A 19,353-nucleotide genomic window follows, 5' to 3' on the forward strand; every position below is an offset into this window, starting at 1 on the left:
AATGGTCCATTTTTTTGTCCTTGTGATTTTTGTTATTGTCCATATAGTTCTATTTAAGTGTTATCGTAATTTTTTCCGCATTGCTTCAGAAATGTTTTCGGCATATACGCCGTAGGCATCCACCAAAAGACCCTTAATTCCGTTTTTTGATGAAATGGCGTATAAAATGCTATTATCATCGGTACTGCTCATACCTTCAAAACGATAGGTTTTATCTACTTTGAAATCCTCTGGATGAATCTCAATTTCCAGTGAAGCACATTCCAGGCATTCAGGTTTTAAGTTAAAATCATAAGGATATTCACTTGCCTGTAAATCGTTAATAGCTTCTGATAGTGTATCGTAATTTTTCATCTGTCTTTATTTATAGTTTATTGTAAAATAGCTGTTATCTGCTTCTGAAAATTTCTGAAAAGTCAATAATCCTTTTTCATTTAATTTTTCAATAACAGTATAATTGAATTGCTTGATGCGAATACCCCAGGCATAGGCCTTAATATTTATTTTTGATTTAATAGTGTTTTTGCCAGCTTCTAATTTTCGATCGTAAATTTTTATGATGCTTTTTGAACCGAAAAAATTCAACAAGCCCGAGTCAAAACTCATTTCCAATTCAATATTTTTCAGATTATCCAAATTGTATAGTTCTTTAAATTTCTTTGAAGTGGTGTTGATTTCTGTTTTCTTTGATTTTGGATTGGAAAACGGGAAAGCCATTACCACTACACTTGCTTCATCAGGCTTGCAACGATAGGTTGTGGTGTATTTATCGGTCAATTTTTTGTCTTTATCAAACAATTCCGTAACTACCTCAATTTCATAGTATCCATTTTTCTTTATTGTTTCACTGGCTTTGAAAGTTTGTTTATTTAAAAAAGAACCATTTTCATCAAAGTTTTCCCGAATAACAACTCTGCCTGAAATCTGCCCAATGAGCATTTCAGTTTGTCCAGTCATTGTGATGCTGAATAAAGTGATTAGTACTATAAAGCCTTGTTTTCTCATATCTGGTGCATTAATTTTTTCACCTCTTTTGCCATAATATCACTTAAATCTATTCCATTTGTAGGATGCGGGATGGTATTACAAGTCACTATTTTTTCCACCCCGGAACCCAATAAATCTTTATAGGAATTTCCTGAAAAAACGGCGTGAATGCCTACGCAGATAGGTGGTTTCATTCCTGCTTTTTTCAAATGTTGTACGGTTTCAATCATTGTTCGGGCTGTGGAAATAATATCATCTACCAAAATGGGTGTAGCATCTTTATATATATCCACATCGGGAACAGAGACCTCTACATCACGGTCACCGTGGCGCATCTTTTGTAATACTATAAATGGTGCTCCAGCATTTTTGGCGACTTCTGAAACCCATTGTTCACTTTCCGAATCAGGTCCGATAAGTACCGGGTTTTTGATGTTTTCCTTGATCCAATTTGAAATGGCATCGGCAGCGTGAATCACTTTGTTTGGAATTTGATACACTTCACCCAACGAGCTAATTCTATGTAAGTGCGGGTCAACTGTGGTAATGCTATCGGCGAAACCAGAAATCAATTTTCCGAAGAAACCGGAAGTCACTCCTTCTCCTTCATTAAATACTTTGTCCTGCCGCATATACGCCAAATAAGGTGCTACCAAACAAGTACACATAGCGCCTAATGATTTGGCTGTGTGACTTAGAAAATAAAGCGGTAATAGTTTTTCATCCGGTTCGTGTAAGGTACATACCAGTACCACACATTTATCTTTAACATCAGACAATATGCGCGTGTATGATTCTCCGTCAGGGAATTTCCTTAATGTGGCTTGACCCACTTCAGCATCCATTTTTGTAGCCATTAGTTCTGTGAGTTCTTCATTTCCGGGAAGACTGAATAATATTGTTTTCATAGTATGTTCTTTAATTTATAGTTATGATGTCGTTATGGTTGTTTTCATATTCCAAGGCATAATTAAGTTCACCTTTGGATTCAGCATATATGGTATAAAGCAGTTGGTTCTCTTCGATTTGTTCTCCCAAATGCACATTTAGAAGAATCCCTGCCGATTTAGATTGTGGTGCTCCAGAAAGCTTGGCCAGTTTTGCAATTTTACGGTTATCAATTCGTTGCAAAACGCCTGACTTTTCAGCTTTAATTTCAATTTTATAAGGTGCTAAAACTGGTTTTGAAAATTGACCTTGCGCCTTACAAATGGCTATGAATTTTTCATATGCTTTTCCAGATTTGAGAAGTTGATTTGCGGTTACTAATCCTTTCCCTTTTTCTACTTTACCAGAAAGCTCTATTAGTTCAGCGGCTAAAAGCAATGCTCTTTCTGTTAAGTCTTTAGGTGCATCTGCTTCATTTTTCAATACTTTTAAAATATCAATGGCTTCTAAAGTTGGACCGATACCCCTTCCAACAGGCTGCGTGCCATCCGTAACTACAACTTTTACATTCAACCCAACAGCAGTTCCAACAGTTTCCATATGATTTTTTAGTTTTTCTGCCATTTCGGTACTGCGAACCTTGGCGGTTTCTCCCACGGGAATATCAATGACCACGTGAGTAGAACCAGCTGCTGCCTTTTTAGAGAGTACTGAAGCAATGAGCTGACCTTCACTATCGATATCCAAAGCTTTTTCAATTTTAATGAGCACATCGTCGGCAGGACTTAATTGCGCTGTACCTCCCCAGACAAAACATCCTCCTTCTTTTTCGACTACAGCTTTTATTTCTTCGGAAGAGAGCGTTACATTGGTCAGTACTTCCATTGTATCTGCTGTGCCTGCTGGCGAAGTGATTGCCCGTGAGGATGTTTTTGGCATAGTAAGACCATACGCGGCAACAATGGCAACTACCAATGGTGTTGTCCTATTGCCAGGCAATCCGCCAATACAATGTTTGTCGACCACGATATCCTTGTTCCAGTTCAGTTGCTTTCCGGAAGCAATCATTGCTTTAGTAAGGTCACTTATTTCATCAATATCCATTCGGTCGCCAGCACAGGCAGTAATAAATGCCGAAAGGTGGATGTTGGAATAATCGCCTTCCACGATATCGGTTATGATGTTGTTATAGGCCTTATAATCCAGTTTTTTGTTATAGATTTTTGCCCTGACGTGGCTTAAGGATTCAATAGGCTCTAAATGGGAAACATATAATGTATCGTTTGGGGAAACATTGAGTTTTTTCGCAGCAGCATCTGATAGTCCGATTTCATTAGGCAACAGAATATCAGAATTCAGGACATTAAGACTTGCTACGATTGATGTATTTGCATTGGATATTCTTATTCGGGTAAGTGCCTCAAACCCTTCTGAAATACAGACGTGGCAATCTTCGCGCATATACACTACATTTTCGTTTTGGGTATAGATTCCGAGATGTTTATATTTTAATATGTTTGAGTGTGTGTCCATATTTTATTGGTTGTTGTGATTTTTCGATTTATTCTATTTCTTCGATAGTGTATAATTGCGGAATTTCTGCATCCCACCCATAGGTTTCCTTGATGCCTTTTTGCAATGCTTCTGCACTCTCTTTTTCACCGTGTACAATGAAAATACGTTCGGGTTTGTTTTTTATCTTATCCATCCAGTCCATAAGTTCTGCGTGGTCTGCGTGTGCCGAAAGCCCTTCAATTTCTACTACTTGCATTTTAAACGGCACCCATTTTCCATATACTTTTAGTTCTTTTTCACCTTCCAATAATTTTCTGCCACGAGTGCCTTCAGCTTGATAGCCTACAAAAAGTAAGGTGTTATTTGGATTTTGTGCCTGTGTTTCAAGATAGTTTAGCATTCTTCCCCCTGTGAGCATTCCGCTTCCTGCAATCACGATTTTGGGTTTATTATCAGTCCGTAATTCCATAGTTTCTCGATAACTGCTTACAACGGTAAAGTGTGAGCACATTTCATCACATTCATTATCTTCTAATCGATGCCAATCTCTGGTGCGGTGGAACAGCTCCAATACATTCGCTCCCATTGGGCTATCCATAATCATTTGTACTTTGGGTATTTTATTCTCCTTGAGCAATCTCCAGAATATAAGCATCATCAGTTGGGCACGTTCTACCGAAAAACTTGGAATAAATAAGCTGCCACCTCTATTGACAGTATCATTGACCAATTTTTCAATCTGCGGAAGCGCTTCCACTTCATCAGGATGAAACCTTCCACCATAAGTGGATTCAATAAATAGTATATCCGCCTTTTTTGGTTTTAGAGGTTGATAGAGCAATAAATCATTGGTTCTTCCAATATCTCCCGAAAAGACAAAACGTTTTCCGTGTATATCCAACTCGATGTAGGTAGCGCCAAGAATGTGTCCGTTGTATTGGAATCGAGCCCTGATACCATCAAACAATGGAATCCATTGGGATTGCGGAATACCCTTAAAATGAGGGATAGTTTTTTCTACATCCTTTAGGTCGTACAATGGTTCAGCAGGATTATGTTTGGAATAGCCTTCTTTATTGGCACGTTCTGCTTCTTGTTCCTGAATTTTTGCACTATCATTCAAAATGATTTTTGCGATGTCCAAGGTGGGATTGGTGCCGTAAATGGGCCCTTTGAAACCTTGTTTTACCAATCTCGGCAAATATCCTGTATGGTCCATATGGCCGTGGGTAAGCAAAACAGCGTCAATATCAGCAACATTAACGGGTGGATACTCCCAGTTTTTAAGGCGTAATTCTTTTAACCCTTGAAAAAGTCCGCAGTCTATCAGTATTTTTTTATCTCCTGTATCCACTAAATATTTTGAGCCAGTTACCGTGCCTGCCGCTCCTAAAAAGTGAATGTTTATTTTATTGTTTTTCATCTTTGTAGTACTTATTTAGTGTCCTCCACAGCAGGAAGGTGTGTTTCCTTTATCTTGATTTGATTTGCTCAATTCCGCTATCTCATTATACAGATTACGGGAATCTTCTTTGATAAAAAGCGCCAATTTCTTAACGGATTCAGGTTCAAAGTTTACCATCCCCAATACTATTTCAAGGGCTTCTTCAAGTAGTTTTGGATCATCTTCCAATGCTTGGTAAAATGGCTCCAAATCTATTGTGTTCTGTTTTTGGGTTTCATCTGTTTTCATCTGGTTATTTTAAGATTATTGAACTATTATATCATTTACTCTTAAGTGCTTTGGCACAGCTCTTTTGAATCTGCCAAAATATTTTTGTGCCTTTTTTTGTCAACCCCTATCTGCTCTAATAACGCAGGATTTTCGTGAAGCTCTTTACAGAGCACAATTCCCTTGTCCAATAGCTTTGATTTCTCAGCTTTGGTCAGCGTTGTCAATGCGGTCAATGGGTGCAGACCAGCTTTATCTATTCTGTCTTTTAACCCGTTATCCATTGGGTAATCCCAACTTGTCAATAATAACCCAACGCATTTACCATATTGTACCGCATCACTTGTAAATCGTGTATTTGTATAGACGCCTCCTTTGTGAAGTTTAGTATCGTGACCTATTTGGCGTTCCCAATTTTTTTCTACATCTAAAAATCTTGAATTGATGTATAATGGAATCTTCACGTTGCAAACTCGGCCTTGATCGCTATGGTATTTGCATTCAATCATATAATGATTATTGTCTTTTTGCGCTATCACATCTATTTCGTGTTGAACACAATTACCTTGTACAATCACACCAACTTGTGTTGCAAATCCTTCGTGAGCTAATAGCTGGCCTACCAATTTTTCAAAAGGAAAACCCGTTGGTCCCAGTTCCATCAACGCTTTTTTAAGTTTGTATTTTGATGCACTTACTCTCGATTTGGACCTAAGCATCTTGAAAGCCAATTGATAGATTTTCTTGGTGGTCATTCCTTCTTCAATCTGCTCTTGTACTTTCCGGGCTATATCTTGAATAATATCCTCATCTGCCCGCGAACGTCGCAGGGAGTTGATGAGTTTGTTTACATCAAAGGATTCATACTCACCAGAATATTTTTTTATTAAGACTGATTTATTCATTTTTACATTTTAATAGTCATTACTGGTAGTTCGGAGTGATTGGTAATACCCTCTGCGATGCTTTTAGAGAATAAGCTTAAAAAGCCTGTACGTCCGTGTGTACACATTGCAATTAAATCGGCATTTTTATATCGTAAAAAATTGTTTATCCCTGTTTCTACGTCAGGTTCGTTATATACGTTCATTGAGAAGTTATCCAAATCCGGGAATTTTTTCAGGAACTCATTGATGGGGTTCAACCCTTGTTCTATACTGTTAAAATCGGTCTGAGTATTGACCCTCAATAAATGGATATGTGCACCGCATTTTTCAGCAATCGAAATAACCTGCTTAAATGCATCGCTTACATCTTGAAGAAAATCTGAAACAAAAACGATATCCTTAAAAGGAAAGGATACTTCTTCATCCTTGACTACAACAACCGGTACATCAGCTTTCCTAACAATTTTTTCTACGTTGCTTCCCATTAACTCACGTATACCGCCTCGGGTGCCACTACTTCCCGTAACTATAAAATCGTGATGAAAATGACCCGAATGTTTAAGGATATTTGCCTGACCACCATCAAATTCAAGGAAAGTCCTACATTCAAGACCTTGTCGTTCTGCTTTTTTCTCCAGTTCTCTCAGGTAGGCTTTTGCGATGCCTATTTGCTTTACTGTTTCTGGGTACTGTTTTTCTTTTTGTTTATCCAACTTTACCCATTCTACTGGGGTTTTCATCAAATGGAAAAAATGGATTTCGGAATTGTAAAGCTTTGCCATTTCAATTCCGAGTTCTTCTGCTTTATTGCAATTTTTTGAAAAGTCTGTTGGTACGAGTATGTTTTTCATAATTTTTTATTTTAAAATTTTAATTTGTACTAATTTCATTTCCAGAATGTTTTTGTTTTTCAAAACAATCCAAATTATATATGGTTGTTTCAGCAATATTGGTCAAAGCTGTTTCGGTTAAAAATGCTTGATGGCTTGTGATTAATACATTGTTGAAGGTCATCAATCTGGCAATCACATCGTCCTGTAAAATATCATCGGAATGGTCTTCAAAGAACAATCCTTCTTCTTCCTCATAAACATCGATTCCGAAATAGCCAATTTTTTTGGTTTTCAATCCTTCGATAACCGCCTTGGTATCTACCAATCCGCCACGACTTGTATTGATGAGCATTACTCCAGATTTCATTAGTGCTATATGCTCTTTATTTATTAAATGTTTTGTTGAAGCTTTTAATGGCACGTGCAGGCTTATTATATCTGCGTGCTTACAGAGCGTCGCACAATCTGAATAGATTACGCCATATTTATCAATTAGGTCTTTGCTTTCTTCTATATCCTGGGCAAGAATATTGCAGCCGAATCCGTGAAGTATTTTTACGAGTACAGACCCTATTTTTCCTGTTCCAATCACGCCAACGGTTTTCCCATTTAGGTCAAAACCAGTGAGACCGTTTAATGAAAAGTTTTGTTCGCGAACCCTATTGTGCGCTTTAATTAATTTTCGATTTAATGCAAGTATCAGCGCCATTGTATGTTCGGCAATGGCATACGGGGAATATGCTGGCACACGAGCCACTTTTATACCCAGTTCTGATGCTTTTTTTAAATCGACGTGATTGAAACCTGCCGAGCGTAATGCGATGAATTTTATGCCCTGCTTGTGTAAAATCTTCAACACTTCCGAAGAGGCGTCATCACTGGAAAAAAGTGCTATGGCCTTTGAGCCTTCTGCCAATAAGGCGGTTTCCTTTGTTAATCGAAATTCTAAAAAATTCAGTTGATGCTTTCCATTATTGGCGTTTACAATGGAAGGTTTATCGAATTTATGTGTGCTGTATATGGTTGTTTTCATTATTCACTTTTTAAATTCCTAACTGTATTAAAATATATGCTATACCCACGATGACAGCAGTTCCAAAAATCAGCATCACCAGTTTCCCTGTTTTTTTTGAACCTTTGAAATAAGTAATCCCCAACTTCACAATCATATTACTTATGGTTGCCGTTATGATAACATTGGTTGCAAGGGTGAGTTTTTCTTCCAAAGAGCCAAATTTTGCCATACTTATAGTTATCGCATCCGTATCTGCCAATCCTGCAATTAGGGCTGAATAGTATAAACCGCTTTCACCAAAAAATTGATTTCCATAAAACACGGCAAACAGAATTACTACATAAATACCACCAAACCCAAGGGCGTTCCAGATATTTAGCGGATTCCCAAGGTTAATATCCGTCTTTGGAACGTCTGTGTCCTTTTTGATAAATATAAGTGCGCTAATCAAACAGATAAGTGTAAGAATAGTAAATGGAATGGCTAAATAGGATAGTATGGCGCTATTGAAAATATAAGCCAAGATTGCAAGTCTGGGAAACATTATGGCAGAAGCTATAATGATACCAGCCGCATATTTTTTAGAAAGTTCTGGCGATTCTTTACTTCTCGAAGCATATATCCAAGCTACGGCAGTACTTGATATCAATCCGCCTAAAATTGCAGTGAGCAGGATACCTCGTTTAGAACCTACGTATTTTACAAGAAAGTAGCCGATGAAATTCAGAAAAGAGACAATCACTATAATTGCTCCAATTTCAAAAGGGTTTAACAAACCTTCTGGACCATAGTCTTGATTCGGCAAGAAAGGCAAAATCAGCAGTGCAATAATTGAAAACTTAATAAAGGCAAAAAGTTCTTCTGAAGTTATATTTTTAATGAAGGTATTAAAGGTTGTTTTTAATGATAATAAAGTAACCACGACTACTGCGGTAGCGACTGCTTCCTTGTGCAAATGATTGGCAACCATAATTCCTAGAATCAACGTAACGAATAATGCCATATTGGTGGTAATCCCCGTCATTACGTGTTTTTGGGCAATAGAAAGATGACTCAACGAAAGAAATAATAGAAATGCCGCTGCAACAATGATAACCAACCAAGGTGTGTACGTTAGGGAAAGACTTCCTAAAATAAAACCAATGATGGCCACAATCGGGAAGGTTCTTATGCCTGCAAAACCTTGTTCTTCCTTCAATTTATCGTATTCACGTTCCAACCCCAGAATAAGGCCTATGCCCATACTTATGAGTAATCCAAGGATAAATGGGTTGATATTTTTGAAGGTTTCCATCATTTTACTTACCAAATAGTTCCAAAAGTTCCATCAATTCATCATCTACTTGATGTTGTTTGACCACTTCTTTAAAAGGGGTTAGGTGCAATTGGTTGTTTAAAACCCCAGCCATTACGTTCTTTTTACCTTGTGAAAGTGCGTTTACACTTGCCACTCCAAGCCTAATCCCCAACATTCTATCTAAAGCAGAAGGGTTTCCACCTCGCTGGATGTGTCCGAGCCTAGTTATGCGTAAATCAACATTGGGATTGACTTCCTTAATTTTTGAGGAAACAAGTTCGGCACCTATTTCATCGCCTTCAGAAACCACAACCAGAAAGGCATCTTCACTATCGTAGTTTTTAACCTTATCCAATAGATAAATAAAGTCCTTTCCACTCTCGGGAATTAAAATGGCATCTGCTCCTGTGGTAAGTCCTGAATGAATGGCGATGTAGCCAGAATCCCTGCCCATTACTTCCACAATGAATACCCGATTGTGAGATTCCGCAGTGTCCTTTATTTTATCAATATTCTCAATGGCTGTATTTACTGCGGAATCAAAACCAAGGGTATAATCTGTTCCTGAAATATCATTATCTATAGTACCAGGAATGCCGATAAACGGAATGTCGCATATTTCTGAAAAAGTAAGTAGTCCTTTAAATGTGCCATCGCCACCAATGGCAATCAGGGCATCTATTTTGTTTGCATTTAGGGTTTGCAGGGCTTTTTTTCGACCTTCCAGTTCGAGAAAACGTTTGCTTCGTGCGGTCTTTAGAATTGTGCCACCCTTTTGGGTCAGTTTTTGTAATTCGTGTGATTTAAATTGAACCAAGTCACCGTCTATCAATCCTTCATATCCTTTTCTAAAACCACTAACTTTTATACCAGTTGCTTCAGCCGTTTTTGCAATGGCGTACAAGGCTGAATTCATCCCTGGACTATCACCTCCAGAGGTAAATACACCTATATGTTTAATTTTATTAGTATTCATTTAAAATTGTTTTTTGTGATTTTTTATCTGAAACAGAAAAATCTTGGATGGTCTTCCATACAAATTCTGCTTCTTTTAGAAAGAACTGATGGTCTCCCCCTGTAGAGGTAACAGTTTTTACGTTTGTAAATTCTCTTGATAAGTCTATAGCATTTTTGAGCGGTGCAGTAGTGTCCTTTGCTCCGTGAATGAAAAGCACTTTTGTGTTTCTAATCTTTCTTGCAATCCCGTATAAATCTGTTTTTAGGATTATCCTCGTAAGCGAATAATAGTAGCTCTGCCAATGGTGTTTTTTTGCATCTTCATAAACATCATCCGTGAGGTTGTCTGGTTTAAATGCACGCGACATAAAAATGGGATGAATCATACAGATGTATTTAGAGAATCTGCTTATTGATATTCTGTCCACAAAGGAATGTGAGGACATAATTTTTTTAAATTCATCTGCATCCTGATAAACAGGTATGCCGATAAAAATTCCTGCCTTGAACCAATGAGGATATTTCTCTAAAAGTGCTAATGAAATTATCGCTCCCATTGAATGTCCCGCGATAGTTGTTTTTCCATCATTAAACCCTTCTTTTTTTAAAATCAATTCTAAAGCTTTTAGTTGAACTGAAAGCGAATAATCACTTTGTGGTTTTGGCGAATCACCAAAACCCAAAAGGTCTAATAATAGCAAAGTGTGTGTTTTTGAAATGCTTTCTAAATTGCGTTTCCAATAATTCAATGACCCTGTCAAACCGTGCAGCAAAACGAGTTTGTTTTCACCCGCACCTATAATTTCATAATTTAAGAGTGTTTTGTCAGCATCATAAGCTGGGTGCTTAACAATCTTATAATGTTGATATCCTGCTATTGCGACCACAGGAAAAATGAAAAATATGGATATGAGTAGTAATGTCATATTTTTAAAGTTTTATCATTAACCAATATTGGGGTTTTACCATAAAACCTATTAAAAACCATACAAGCTGTGAGGTCACCCGTTACGTTTACAGCAGTCCTGAACATTCCCAACAATCTTTCTACACCAATAATAATGATGATGCCTTCGGCTGGAATACCGACACTTCCCAAAACAGAAGCGAGTATCACCACACCACCTCCGGGAATGGCAGGTGTGCCGATTGAAGCAGCAACGATGGTTACGATGACCACAATAATATTGAGCAAACTCATTTCCAAGCCATAGGCTTGGGCTATGAATAGCGTAGTTATGGTTTGATAGAGTGCAGTGCCATCCATATTGACGGTTGCACCTATGGGAATAATAAAATTGCTAATGGTCTTGTCCACCTTCAATTCTTCTTCGGCTGTTTGAAGGGAAAGTGGCATCACGGCCGCAGAGCTTGTGGTTGAAAAGGCCAATAATTGAACGTCCCTTATTTTTTTTAGGAAATGCATAGGGTTTGCTTTTCCAAGAAGCACAATTAGCCCTAAATTGAAAATTACCAAAAGTAATAGACCGAGCAGGACGACGCCAACATAATAGGTGAGACCGGAAAGAGAACTTAAACCAACACTAGAGGTAAGCTGCGCCATAAGTCCGAAAACAGCAATAGGGACTAATAACATAGACCATTTTACCACCGTCATACAGACTTCCTGAATGGCACTTAGAAGCAGCTTTACTGGGCGCAGTAAATCATTTTCAAGAGATAGCACAGCTACACCAATAATGATTGTGAAAATCACAATACTTAACATTTCACCACTTACCATAGATGCCAATGGATTTTCAGGAAGCAGGTTTGAGATGGCATCAGGAATCGTTTCAACTCCGAAGGAAAGCTCGGGTTCATCAGTTGAAACTGCCGTAATTTCATTATGCTCTTTTAGTGCTTGTTGATGAAGAAAACGACCCGGTCTAAAAATTTGGGATAGTATCGTACCAATGCTAACCGAAACTATTGTTGTGCCCAAAAAATATAGTAAAACACCACCACCTAATTTTTTTAGACTGTCCTTATCATTACTTGCTATTCCAGTAATGATGGAAGCCACAATCAACGGAATCATAATCATTTGAACCAGTTTCAGAAATAGTACACCGGGCAATGCCAGCCAATTCCCCGCGATATCTGCTGTTTCTTTAGAAATCCATCCATTTTGTGGACTCAATAACAGACCAAATCCAACACCTAACAACAAAGCAATGATTACTTTAAGCCATAGACGGCTTTCTACCAGTTTAAGGAGGTAGTGGTTAAGTGATTTTAATGATTTTATCTCTGTGTCAAACATTCTGTTGATTATGCTATACTAATTTTATCGTCCAAATAAACTTCCTGAACAGATTGTAATACTTTCACGCCTTCGCTAAAGGGCTTTTGAAATGCTTTTCTTCCCATTATCAGCCCAGAGCCACCAGCCCTTTTATTGATGACGGCAGTTGTTACAGCTTCGGACAAATCTGATTTGCCTTTGGAACCACCACCTGAATTAATCAGCCCTATTTTACCCATATAGCAATTGGCTACTTGCAACCTGCAAAGGTCAATAGGGTGGTCTGTGGTAAGGGTTTTATACATTTCATCATCATATTTTCCAAATCCTATCTCTTTGAAACCAAAATTATTGGTTGGTAATTTTTGTTTGATGATATCTGCCTGTATCGTTACTCCAATCTGATTGGCTTGTCCGGTTACATCGGCCGATGCGTGATAATCTTCTTTATCGGTTTTAAAAGCTTCATTTCGTGTATAGCACCATAAAATGGTAGCCATACCAAGATTATGAGCTTCTTCAAAAGCCTCTGCTATTTCTTTGAGTTGTCTGTTACTTTCCGCTGAACCAAAATAAATCGTAGCTCCTACGGCAATTGCTCCCATATCCCAAGCGGTTTTTACCTTACCAAAGAGTGTTTGGTCATATTTGTTCGGGTAGGTAAGCAGTTCATTGTGGTTAATCTTAACGATAAAAGGGATTTTATGGGCATATTTTCGGGCATTCAAACCCAAAACCCCAAACGTGGAAGCCACCCCATTACAACCGGCCTCAAGGGCGAGTTTTATAATGTTCTCTGGGTCGAAATAATCTGGGTTTTTATAGAATGAAAAGGCCGCGCTATGCTCAATACCTTGGTCCACAGGAAGGATACTTAAATAGCCTGTACCTCCCAGATTTCCGTTGTTGTACAATTGTGAAAGACTTCGAAGCACCTGCGGATTTCTGTTGCTACTGCCAAATACTTTTTCTAAACTATTTTTGCTTGGCACTTGCAATTCATCCTTTGTTATTTTTTCACAAACGTGTTCTAAATAGAAGTCTGCTTTTTCTCCTAAAAGTTCTACTATATTCTTGTCTGTTTTCATTTTGATAGTATTTAATGGATTCCTAAACTTTCATTTGTTTTGGCTATGGATTTTGTACCATCTGTTTCAATTCCAGTTAAAGCCCTAATAGCATCAATTGTTTCCGGGATTACAATAGCTTGGTTATCGACCACGTAGGCATAAAAGAGTTCGTCTCCCTGTACCTTCAGCATATCTTCCCATAGTGCTACTTCATACATATCGCCCCAAGGCCTTCCCATATCCAAGAACATTTCCTTAATGGTATTGTTAGAAACCAGACCTTGGTCATATTGAATCAATTTAATACGGCTGGACGTTTTGAAAGCATTTAGCACTTCTTGCTTTGTCGCCTGTTTTTTCAATTTCACATTCCAATAGTGCAGATGGCTCAATGTTTCGGGTACTTTTACCGCTGCGGTGATGACATCCAGTTCTGGGTCAACACTTTTAGCATCTGGACCTTGATGGCTTGGGATATCTTTTTCGGGAACCATTGTATTCATAATACCACCTAAATGACTTTCCCAAGGGTCTGTAGCTCTTCTTAAAAGTGTACCTCTGGCATAATCCAATAAATCGGCTCTTTTTAAAGCGGTCAAGGTTCTTAAAATAGACGTAGTATTACACGAAACTACTCTTGTCGCATTCAAGTTTAGAGCCGATTTGTAATTATTTTCTGCACTAAAGGAATGCCCTGTGGTTTCGTGTTTTTCGCCACCGTGTAGAATAAATTTGATGTTTTGCTCCTTGTAGATAACGACATTCTGAGCGGCAATTTTTTTGGGTGTACAGTCCACAACAAGATCTGATTTCTTTAAAAGTTCCTGTAAGCTTCCTTTTACTGAAATTCCTTTTGAGTCCATATCATTGGCTGCTTCTTCGGTAGCTGCATAAATATCATACTCCTTTCTTACGGCATTTTGAATGCGCCAATCGCTGATTATATCGCAAACGCCCGAAAGCTTCATATCATCTTGTAATTTGATGGCATCTGCCACTCTTTTTCCTATGACTCCGTATCCTATAACTCCTATTTCTTTCATATAAATTTTGTTTTAATTAGTTATTCTTCTGTATTATCGATTAATGATTTTGGCTTAAAATTTCTAATAATCAAGCGGTTGCTCTTTTCATAAGTGAAATAGCTAACCGCCCAATTAAAACCAACCATCAATCTATTTCTAAATCCACTTATGGCCATCAAGTGAACAACGGACCACAGCAACCAGGCGAAATAGCCTGCAAATTTAAATTTGCCCAAATCGGCAACTGCCTTGCGTTTTCCTACGGTTGCTAAGGAACCTTTATCTTTATATTTGAAAGGTTTTATGGATTTGTTATTTATGATATTTAATATCGAATCGCCCAGATATTTTCCTTGTTGAATTGCTGCCTGCGCCACCTGTGGATGCCCTTTGGGTCTTTCTTCAGAAATAAGCGCAGCTATATCGCCTATGGCAAAAATGTTTTCGTAGCCTTCTACTTTTAAATTAGCATCGGTTTTAATCCGGTTGCCCCTGACTATGTGTTTTTCATCAATACCATTTGGGAATTGTCCTTTTACGCCAGCCGTCCAGATAAGGTTTTTAGCCAAAATGGTCTTACCACTTATGGTAGTGACTTCCTTTCCATCATAATTGCTTACAGCTTCATTTAATAATACCTTTACATTTAAATCCTCTAAATATTTGAGGGTTTTCGATGATGCCCTATCAGACATTGTGCTTAACAACTCATCAATGGCTTCTATTAAATAAATGTTCATAATGGAAGCAGGATACTCTGGATAATCTTTGGGTAGAATGTATTTACAGAATTCAGCCAATGCTCCTGCCATCTCTACACCGGCAGGACCACCACCTACAATTACAAAATTTGTTAGGGCATCCCGTTCATCATCATCACAGGTAATGGCAGCCTGTTCTAAATTTTGCAACATCATATGGCGAATGTTCAGGGAATCTCGGATATCCTTCATTCCCAAGCTGTTTTCTGCTACTTTATCCATCCCAAAAAAATTGGTGGTTGTACCTGAAGCAATTACCAGATAGTCATAGTGAACTTTTCCTTTAGAAGTTATTAATGTGTTTAATGAGGGCTGAATTTCTTCTACTTCGACCAAACGAAATACTACATTTTTGTAACCATTGAATTGTTTCCTAAATGGAAATACTATGCTATCAGGTTCCAACGCACTTGTAGCCACTTGGTACAGCAAAGGTTGAAATTGATGAAAGTTGTTTTTATCGAACAAAACAACTTGCAACTCTTTGTGCTTCAATTTTTCTACCAATGCCAAACCTGCAAACCCTCCACCAATGATAACAATACGTGGGAATTTGGAATCCGGAAGACAGATTTCATCTGCTACCATACAAGTAGAATCCATTGTTTTGTTATGTGCGTGGCTATCCTTCATTTGTTAGTTTATAATTTAATTTACCCTTCATTCTTATCTCTTGCAATCAATACCGAGCACTTGGCGTGCGTGGCTAAATATTGGGAAACAGAACCTAAAAGGAGGCGGGAAAGCGCACCTTGACCTTGAGAGCCAACTACGATTAAATCTGCCTTCCAATCCTCTGCTTTTTCCAGGATGGCACTTTTGGGTAATCCACTCACAACGGCAGTAGTTATGTTAAGAGCTTCGTTTTTGCTCTTTAGGACATCGCTGGCTTCCGAAACAATTTTGTCGCCCAATTTTTTGGCACCGCTTATGAATTCTTCAAAGTAATTGTTCAAGTTTCCACCTGTAGCCATTAGTTCAGGGCCAAGCATCGCTGGATATTCATAAACATTTATGATGCAGATTTCAGTATGTGATGGTAATGTCATTTTATGGAGTTCTTCTACGGCAGCTTTGCTAAAGCTTGAACCGTCTACTGCCAATAATATTTTCATAATTTGAATGTTTTAGTTGGTTGACATTTCTTTCGATTTTATAAGTTTTCTCCAATACAAGTGTTCATATAATCCAGACCAATACATACCAAAGGTGAAAGCGAATAATAATTCTTCAATTGGAATTCCTAGAACAAGAATATGGGTCAGGTTGTCCAGATTCCAGTACAGCTCCACATATTGCGGATAAAACGGAAGGATGCTTCCGAAATAAATGAAGTACAGTATGGTAAACAAGATTCCTCCAACCCATATCTTTCCTTTTAAATCTGGGCGACAGTACAATGTTGCCAAACCACCAAAAAACATTGCAATGATGCCACAATAGATGTGGTTAAGCGCGGTGAAAAGACTAAATATTACAAATACAATGGCTGGAACAAATAGTATATAAATATGTAGCTTATGTCTTTGGTGGCTCCGTTCGGTATGAGGCATATCTATATAGCCTTTTTTGAATATCAGATTATACAATACCGTCCCTATTCCGCCAATAGCAAAAGAGAAGATAAGGCTCTCAATATCAAAACCTGTTCTTTCCGCTAAATGGAATAGGGAAGGTGGAAACCAATATTCTGGAACAAACAAGGGTTCTGTTAGGCCAAAGGGCATAGTGATAAGGCTCATTTTGAGCATTTCTTTTCTATACCCCTTTTTTGACAAATAGATTATTGCCCAAAGAGCAAGAATTATAAGAGACCATATGAACCAGACATATTGCATAAATTTTATTTTACTCTCTTATTTTTTGACTTTTATTTGCGCATTATAAAAAGCCGCAATACAGGCACCTATTAGCCATCCTAAAATGAATATCTGTACTATTCCCAAACCAGCTTCCCATAGTGGCACATCCATCCTGATAATGCTTGTGGTATCTAAACCGTGCAATAGGCTGTTGAAAAAATCGATAGTGGCTTCTCGACCTGCTGTTGACATAACTATCATACAGCCTAAGTAAATTAGTGCCCCCGTAAGACCGAAAGCAAATCCGAGTTTTTTTACGTTTAATCGATACATAATTTTAAAGTTTTGAGTTAGTTGTCTGATTTTAATATCTTTTTTGATTCCTCAAATTCTTCCTTGGATATTTCGCCTTTAGCAAAGCGGTTTTTAAGAATATCCAGTGGGCTGTCCTTCTTTGTTTTTTGATAAGGGATATCTGCTGGGATAAAGAATATCCAAGCCAATAAAATAATCCATATAATCCACCATATTAGGTGCATACCTCCAAAATGTCCTTCGAAAAATGTATAATTTTTGGTTTTAAGTTGTTGTTAATTTAATTCTGTAATTGTATAACCATTGAGCCCATCAAGTTGCTTTTGTAATTCGGCAACAGAAAGTGCTTCATTCATCGTGATAAGTGCAGCACCTTTTGGTGCCAAAAAGATCTCTGCTTTTTCTATATTGGGATGTTCTTCTAAAGTCTTTTTTACTCTTGATACACATCCACCGCAGCTGATTCCGCTTATTTGAAATTTTTGTTTCATCATTTAGTATTTAATGGTGATGATGCCCTTTGTGTTCATCTTTTGGTTCTGTTTTTGAAACATCTTTACCGTGTTCGTTTTCTCTTTGTCTATTCTGTGAATGATTGTGCCCACCGTGGCGATGTGAACCGTGAGGCATAAATAAGTGACAAGCAAACATAAAGAGGATGAAGATGAATAGAGACGAACTGCTTCCTATACCTAATGATGGTGCAAAAAAGATAAACAGTAATGGTAATCCACAACCGATGACCATCCATATCCAGTGATTATTTTTCATTGTTGTTTATTTTAAAAGTTAAAATTAATGATGCTCGGTATGCTCACCTTTGGTTGGACTATCCATATCGTCCATCTTGTCCATACCCTGCATATCCATTCCTTTTTCGCCCATCATCTTTGAGCAGGATTCCATACAGTCTTCGCTCATCATCCCTTTTTCGTGCATCATTTTCATCATAGTGCCCATCATTTTGCCGTCATTCATCATTCCGTCCATAATTGAGTGCATCATTGTACTGTCTTTCATCATCATTTGCATTCCTTCTCCTTGCATCATTGAGCTCATCATTTTTTTGTTGCCCTGCATCATTTGCATTGCGTGTTGGTTGTCGTGCATACTTTCCATAAACTCCGTCATATAATCGTCATTCTGGGCAATATCATTGAAGACTTCTGTGCGGGTTTCTGGGTTTTCCAGTACTGCTTGAGGGTTTGTTTCTTGTGTGCAACTGTTCAAACTTACAAGCCCAATCATCGATAAAATAATTGTAAGTGCTTTCATAGGTGTTTGTTTTGAATTAATACTATAAAATTATTGGTTTTGTACTATCTTGTTGTACATAACTTTCGCTATGATCTATATAATTTCATCGTAAAAATTTCGTTTCCAGTCTTCTGCATTTTTATAATCGGTCATACTTACTCCTATAACGTCCTTAAACTGTCTAGACAAATGGTTGACACTGCTGTAGTCCAATAGGTACCCTATATCTGAAAAGGAATGTTGTTTAAGCTGAATGAGCTCTTTAACTTTTTCAATCTTTAATTTGATAAAGTATTTTTCAATAGTGGTTTGTTCCTGGGCAGAAAACAATCTGCTCAATGTTTTGTAATCACGATGAAGACCTGATGACAATAATTCAGATGTTTTTACCTTAATATGTAGCGGTAGCTCTTGCAGTTGTTCTATAAGAATAATCTTGATCCTTTCTACGAGCATTTCTTCTTCGTTCTGAACAATTTCAAAATTATTGGCGTGTAGTACAGTTGATACTGCATCGATAATTTCAATGTCGGTCTTTTTTGATGCTTCTACCAATAACCTTCCCAGTTCCAGAGAAACGACCGATACTCCAATTGCCTGTAATTCCTGCGTAATTACCTTTAGGCAGCGACTACAGACCATATTCTTAATCCAAAATTCCTTTTGTAAACTCATCTCCAATTCGATTTAATTAAAATACCTTGCGTCAATAAAACAGTTATCATAATTATAATGGTGTTTCCAATTAGTGTATTCTCAGAATCAAAAACAAACAACTCTCTAATCATCAAACAATTAACACCTGTATCCTACCCCCTACTCAT

The 19,353-nt window shown here is 37.7% G+C and carries 24 protein-coding genes; all 24 read right to left on the reverse strand.

Annotation, left to right across the window (positions count from 1 at the left end; all coding sequences use genetic code 11):
- Positions 1 to 60: 60 nt before the first annotated feature.
- Positions 61 to 354 carry a hypothetical protein gene (locus K8089_RS07060; protein ID WP_045079578.1) on the reverse strand — a complete coding sequence of 98 codons (294 nt, stop codon included), beginning with the start codon at positions 352 to 354 and terminating at the stop codon, positions 61 to 63.
- Positions 355 to 360: 6 nt separating this feature from the next.
- Entirely contained in the window at positions 361 to 1,005 is a 645-nt protein-coding gene (locus K8089_RS07065; protein ID WP_008616394.1) for a hypothetical protein, read from the reverse strand.
- The gene (locus K8089_RS07070; RefSeq protein WP_237602574.1) at positions 1,002 to 1,895 is read right to left on the reverse strand and encodes a ribose-phosphate pyrophosphokinase; all 894 of its coding nucleotides are present in this window, start codon (positions 1,893 to 1,895) and stop codon (positions 1,002 to 1,004) included. The genes K8089_RS07065 and K8089_RS07070 overlap by 4 nt, the downstream gene beginning before the upstream one ends.
- A gap of 10 nt (positions 1,896 to 1,905) precedes the next feature.
- Positions 1,906 to 3,408: a thymidine phosphorylase family protein gene (locus K8089_RS07075; RefSeq protein WP_237602575.1), complete on the reverse strand. Its 1,503-nt coding sequence runs from the start codon at positions 3,406 to 3,408 to the stop codon at positions 1,906 to 1,908.
- A 28-nt stretch (positions 3,409 to 3,436) separates the two neighbouring features.
- Positions 3,437 to 4,813, reverse strand: coding sequence for an MBL fold metallo-hydrolase RNA specificity domain-containing protein (locus K8089_RS07080; RefSeq protein WP_237602576.1), 1,377 nt, complete (start codon positions 4,811 to 4,813; stop codon positions 3,437 to 3,439).
- Positions 4,814 to 4,828: 15 nt separating this feature from the next.
- Positions 4,829 to 5,083 carry a hypothetical protein gene (locus K8089_RS07085; RefSeq protein ID WP_237602577.1) on the reverse strand — a complete coding sequence of 85 codons (255 nt, stop codon included), beginning with the start codon at positions 5,081 to 5,083 and terminating at the stop codon, positions 4,829 to 4,831.
- A gap of 41 nt (positions 5,084 to 5,124) precedes the next feature.
- Positions 5,125 to 5,967: a restriction endonuclease gene (locus tag K8089_RS07090; protein ID WP_237602578.1), complete on the reverse strand. Its 843-nt coding sequence runs from the start codon at positions 5,965 to 5,967 to the stop codon at positions 5,125 to 5,127.
- Positions 5,968 to 5,969: 2 nt separating this feature from the next.
- Positions 5,970 to 6,800: a universal stress protein gene (locus K8089_RS07095; protein ID WP_237602579.1), complete on the reverse strand. Its 831-nt coding sequence runs from the start codon at positions 6,798 to 6,800 to the stop codon at positions 5,970 to 5,972.
- Positions 6,801 to 6,819: 19 nt separating this feature from the next.
- A complete protein-coding gene (locus K8089_RS07100; RefSeq protein ID WP_237602580.1) occupies positions 6,820 to 7,815 on the reverse strand; it encodes a 2-hydroxyacid dehydrogenase in 996 nt (331 codons plus the stop codon).
- Between the two features lie 10 nt (positions 7,816 to 7,825).
- On the reverse strand, positions 7,826 to 9,091 hold the full coding sequence (locus K8089_RS07105; RefSeq protein WP_237602581.1) for an MgtC/SapB family protein: 1,266 nt from the start codon (positions 9,089 to 9,091) through the stop codon (positions 7,826 to 7,828).
- A gap of 4 nt (positions 9,092 to 9,095) precedes the next feature.
- Positions 9,096 to 10,070, reverse strand: a complete 975-nt coding sequence (locus tag K8089_RS07110; protein WP_237602582.1) for an ATP-dependent 6-phosphofructokinase — start codon at positions 10,068 to 10,070, stop codon at positions 9,096 to 9,098.
- Positions 10,060 to 10,977 carry an alpha/beta fold hydrolase gene (locus tag K8089_RS07115; RefSeq protein ID WP_237602583.1) on the reverse strand — a complete coding sequence of 306 codons (918 nt, stop codon included), beginning with the start codon at positions 10,975 to 10,977 and terminating at the stop codon, positions 10,060 to 10,062. Before K8089_RS07115 ends, K8089_RS07110 begins: the two co-directional genes overlap by 11 nt.
- Positions 10,974 to 12,317 (reverse strand): dicarboxylate/amino acid:cation symporter, encoded by a 1,344-nt coding sequence (locus K8089_RS07120; RefSeq protein WP_237602584.1) that lies wholly within the window; start codon positions 12,315 to 12,317, stop codon positions 10,974 to 10,976. Before K8089_RS07120 ends, K8089_RS07115 begins: the two co-directional genes overlap by 4 nt.
- 8 nt (positions 12,318 to 12,325) lie before the next feature.
- A complete protein-coding gene (locus K8089_RS07125; protein ID WP_034892092.1) occupies positions 12,326 to 13,387 on the reverse strand; it encodes a class I fructose-bisphosphate aldolase in 1,062 nt (353 codons plus the stop codon).
- An 11-nt stretch (positions 13,388 to 13,398) separates the two neighbouring features.
- A complete protein-coding gene (locus tag K8089_RS07130) occupies positions 13,399 to 14,412 on the reverse strand; it encodes a type II glyceraldehyde-3-phosphate dehydrogenase (RefSeq protein ID WP_237602585.1) in 1,014 nt (337 codons plus the stop codon).
- A 20-nt stretch (positions 14,413 to 14,432) separates the two neighbouring features.
- Entirely contained in the window at positions 14,433 to 15,788 is a 1,356-nt protein-coding gene (locus tag K8089_RS07135) for an NAD(P)/FAD-dependent oxidoreductase (protein ID WP_237602586.1), read from the reverse strand.
- A gap of 20 nt (positions 15,789 to 15,808) precedes the next feature.
- The gene (locus tag K8089_RS07140; protein ID WP_237602587.1) at positions 15,809 to 16,270 is read right to left on the reverse strand and encodes a universal stress protein; all 462 of its coding nucleotides are present in this window, start codon (positions 16,268 to 16,270) and stop codon (positions 15,809 to 15,811) included.
- 12 nt (positions 16,271 to 16,282) lie between these two features.
- Complete coding sequence (locus K8089_RS07145; protein ID WP_231556198.1) at positions 16,283 to 16,897, reverse strand: lycopene cyclase domain-containing protein; 615 nt, start codon at positions 16,895 to 16,897, stop codon at positions 16,283 to 16,285.
- 114 nt (positions 16,898 to 17,011) lie between these two features.
- Entirely contained in the window at positions 17,012 to 17,290 is a 279-nt protein-coding gene (locus tag K8089_RS07150; RefSeq protein ID WP_008616426.1) for a DUF5676 family membrane protein, read from the reverse strand.
- Between the two features lie 17 nt (positions 17,291 to 17,307).
- On the reverse strand, positions 17,308 to 17,496 hold the full coding sequence (locus K8089_RS07155; RefSeq protein WP_237602588.1) for an SHOCT domain-containing protein: 189 nt from the start codon (positions 17,494 to 17,496) through the stop codon (positions 17,308 to 17,310).
- Positions 17,497 to 17,547: 51 nt separating this feature from the next.
- Positions 17,548 to 17,766 (reverse strand): heavy-metal-associated domain-containing protein, encoded by a 219-nt coding sequence (locus K8089_RS07160; RefSeq protein ID WP_008616428.1) that lies wholly within the window; start codon positions 17,764 to 17,766, stop codon positions 17,548 to 17,550.
- 7 nt (positions 17,767 to 17,773) lie between these two features.
- Positions 17,774 to 18,043 (reverse strand): hypothetical protein, encoded by a 270-nt coding sequence (locus K8089_RS07165; protein ID WP_008616429.1) that lies wholly within the window; start codon positions 18,041 to 18,043, stop codon positions 17,774 to 17,776.
- 24 nt (positions 18,044 to 18,067) lie between these two features.
- Positions 18,068 to 18,547: a hypothetical protein gene (locus K8089_RS07170; RefSeq protein ID WP_237602589.1), complete on the reverse strand. Its 480-nt coding sequence runs from the start codon at positions 18,545 to 18,547 to the stop codon at positions 18,068 to 18,070.
- Between the two features lie 75 nt (positions 18,548 to 18,622).
- Positions 18,623 to 19,204, reverse strand: a complete 582-nt coding sequence (locus K8089_RS07175) for a helix-turn-helix domain-containing protein (protein ID WP_237602590.1) — start codon at positions 19,202 to 19,204, stop codon at positions 18,623 to 18,625.
- Positions 19,205 to 19,353 lie beyond the last annotated feature (149 nt).

Origin of the sequence: Aequorivita vitellina, assembly GCF_022008365.1 — a bacterium.
GTDB classification, from domain to species: domain Bacteria; phylum Bacteroidota; class Bacteroidia; order Flavobacteriales; family Flavobacteriaceae; genus Aequorivita; species Aequorivita vitellina.

Bases quoted from the DNA above. Each gene is read 5' to 3' on its own strand.
- K8089_RS07060 (WP_045079578.1), bottom strand. From the start codon at position 354: ATGAAAAATTACGATACACTATCAGAAGCTATTAACGATTTACAGGCA.
- K8089_RS07065 (WP_008616394.1), bottom strand. From the start codon at position 1,005: ATGAGAAAACAAGGCTTTATAGTACTAATCACTTTATTCAGCATCACA.
- K8089_RS07070 (WP_237602574.1), bottom strand. From the start codon at position 1,895: ATGAAAACAATATTATTCAGTCTTCCCGGAAATGAAGAACTCACAGAA.
- K8089_RS07075 (WP_237602575.1), bottom strand. From the start codon at position 3,408: ATGGACACACACTCAAACATATTAAAATATAAACATCTCGGAATCTAT.
- K8089_RS07080 (WP_237602576.1), bottom strand. From the start codon at position 4,813: ATGAAAAACAATAAAATAAACATTCACTTTTTAGGAGCGGCAGGCACG.
- K8089_RS07085 (WP_237602577.1), bottom strand. From the start codon at position 5,083: ATGAAAACAGATGAAACCCAAAAACAGAACACAATAGATTTGGAGCCA.
- K8089_RS07090 (WP_237602578.1), bottom strand. From the start codon at position 5,967: ATGAATAAATCAGTCTTAATAAAAAAATATTCTGGTGAGTATGAATCC.
- K8089_RS07095 (WP_237602579.1), bottom strand. From the start codon at position 6,800: ATGAAAAACATACTCGTACCAACAGACTTTTCAAAAAATTGCAATAAA.
- K8089_RS07100 (WP_237602580.1), bottom strand. From the start codon at position 7,815: ATGAAAACAACCATATACAGCACACATAAATTCGATAAACCTTCCATT.
- K8089_RS07105 (WP_237602581.1), bottom strand. From the start codon at position 9,091: ATGGAAACCTTCAAAAATATCAACCCATTTATCCTTGGATTACTCATA.
- K8089_RS07110 (WP_237602582.1), bottom strand. From the start codon at position 10,070: ATGAATACTAATAAAATTAAACATATAGGTGTATTTACCTCTGGAGGT.
- K8089_RS07115 (WP_237602583.1), bottom strand. From the start codon at position 10,977: ATGACATTACTACTCATATCCATATTTTTCATTTTTCCTGTGGTCGCA.
- K8089_RS07120 (WP_237602584.1), bottom strand. From the start codon at position 12,317: ATGTTTGACACAGAGATAAAATCATTAAAATCACTTAACCACTACCTC.
- K8089_RS07125 (WP_034892092.1), bottom strand. From the start codon at position 13,387: ATGAAAACAGACAAGAATATAGTAGAACTTTTAGGAGAAAAAGCAGAC.
- K8089_RS07130 (WP_237602585.1), bottom strand. From the start codon at position 14,412: ATGAAAGAAATAGGAGTTATAGGATACGGAGTCATAGGAAAAAGAGTG.
- K8089_RS07135 (WP_237602586.1), bottom strand. From the start codon at position 15,788: ATGAAGGATAGCCACGCACATAACAAAACAATGGATTCTACTTGTATG.
- K8089_RS07140 (WP_237602587.1), bottom strand. From the start codon at position 16,270: ATGAAAATATTATTGGCAGTAGACGGTTCAAGCTTTAGCAAAGCTGCC.
- K8089_RS07145 (WP_231556198.1), bottom strand. From the start codon at position 16,897: ATGAGCCTTATCACTATGCCCTTTGGCCTAACAGAACCCTTGTTTGTT.
- K8089_RS07150 (WP_008616426.1), bottom strand. From the start codon at position 17,290: ATGTATCGATTAAACGTAAAAAAACTCGGATTTGCTTTCGGTCTTACG.
- K8089_RS07155 (WP_237602588.1), bottom strand. From the start codon at position 17,496: ATGCACCTAATATGGTGGATTATATGGATTATTTTATTGGCTTGGATA.
- K8089_RS07160 (WP_008616428.1), bottom strand. From the start codon at position 17,766: ATGATGAAACAAAAATTTCAAATAAGCGGAATCAGCTGCGGTGGATGT.
- K8089_RS07165 (WP_008616429.1), bottom strand. From the start codon at position 18,043: ATGAAAAATAATCACTGGATATGGATGGTCATCGGTTGTGGATTACCA.
- K8089_RS07170 (WP_237602589.1), bottom strand. From the start codon at position 18,547: ATGAAAGCACTTACAATTATTTTATCGATGATTGGGCTTGTAAGTTTG.
- K8089_RS07175 (WP_237602590.1), bottom strand. From the start codon at position 19,204: ATGAGTTTACAAAAGGAATTTTGGATTAAGAATATGGTCTGTAGTCGC.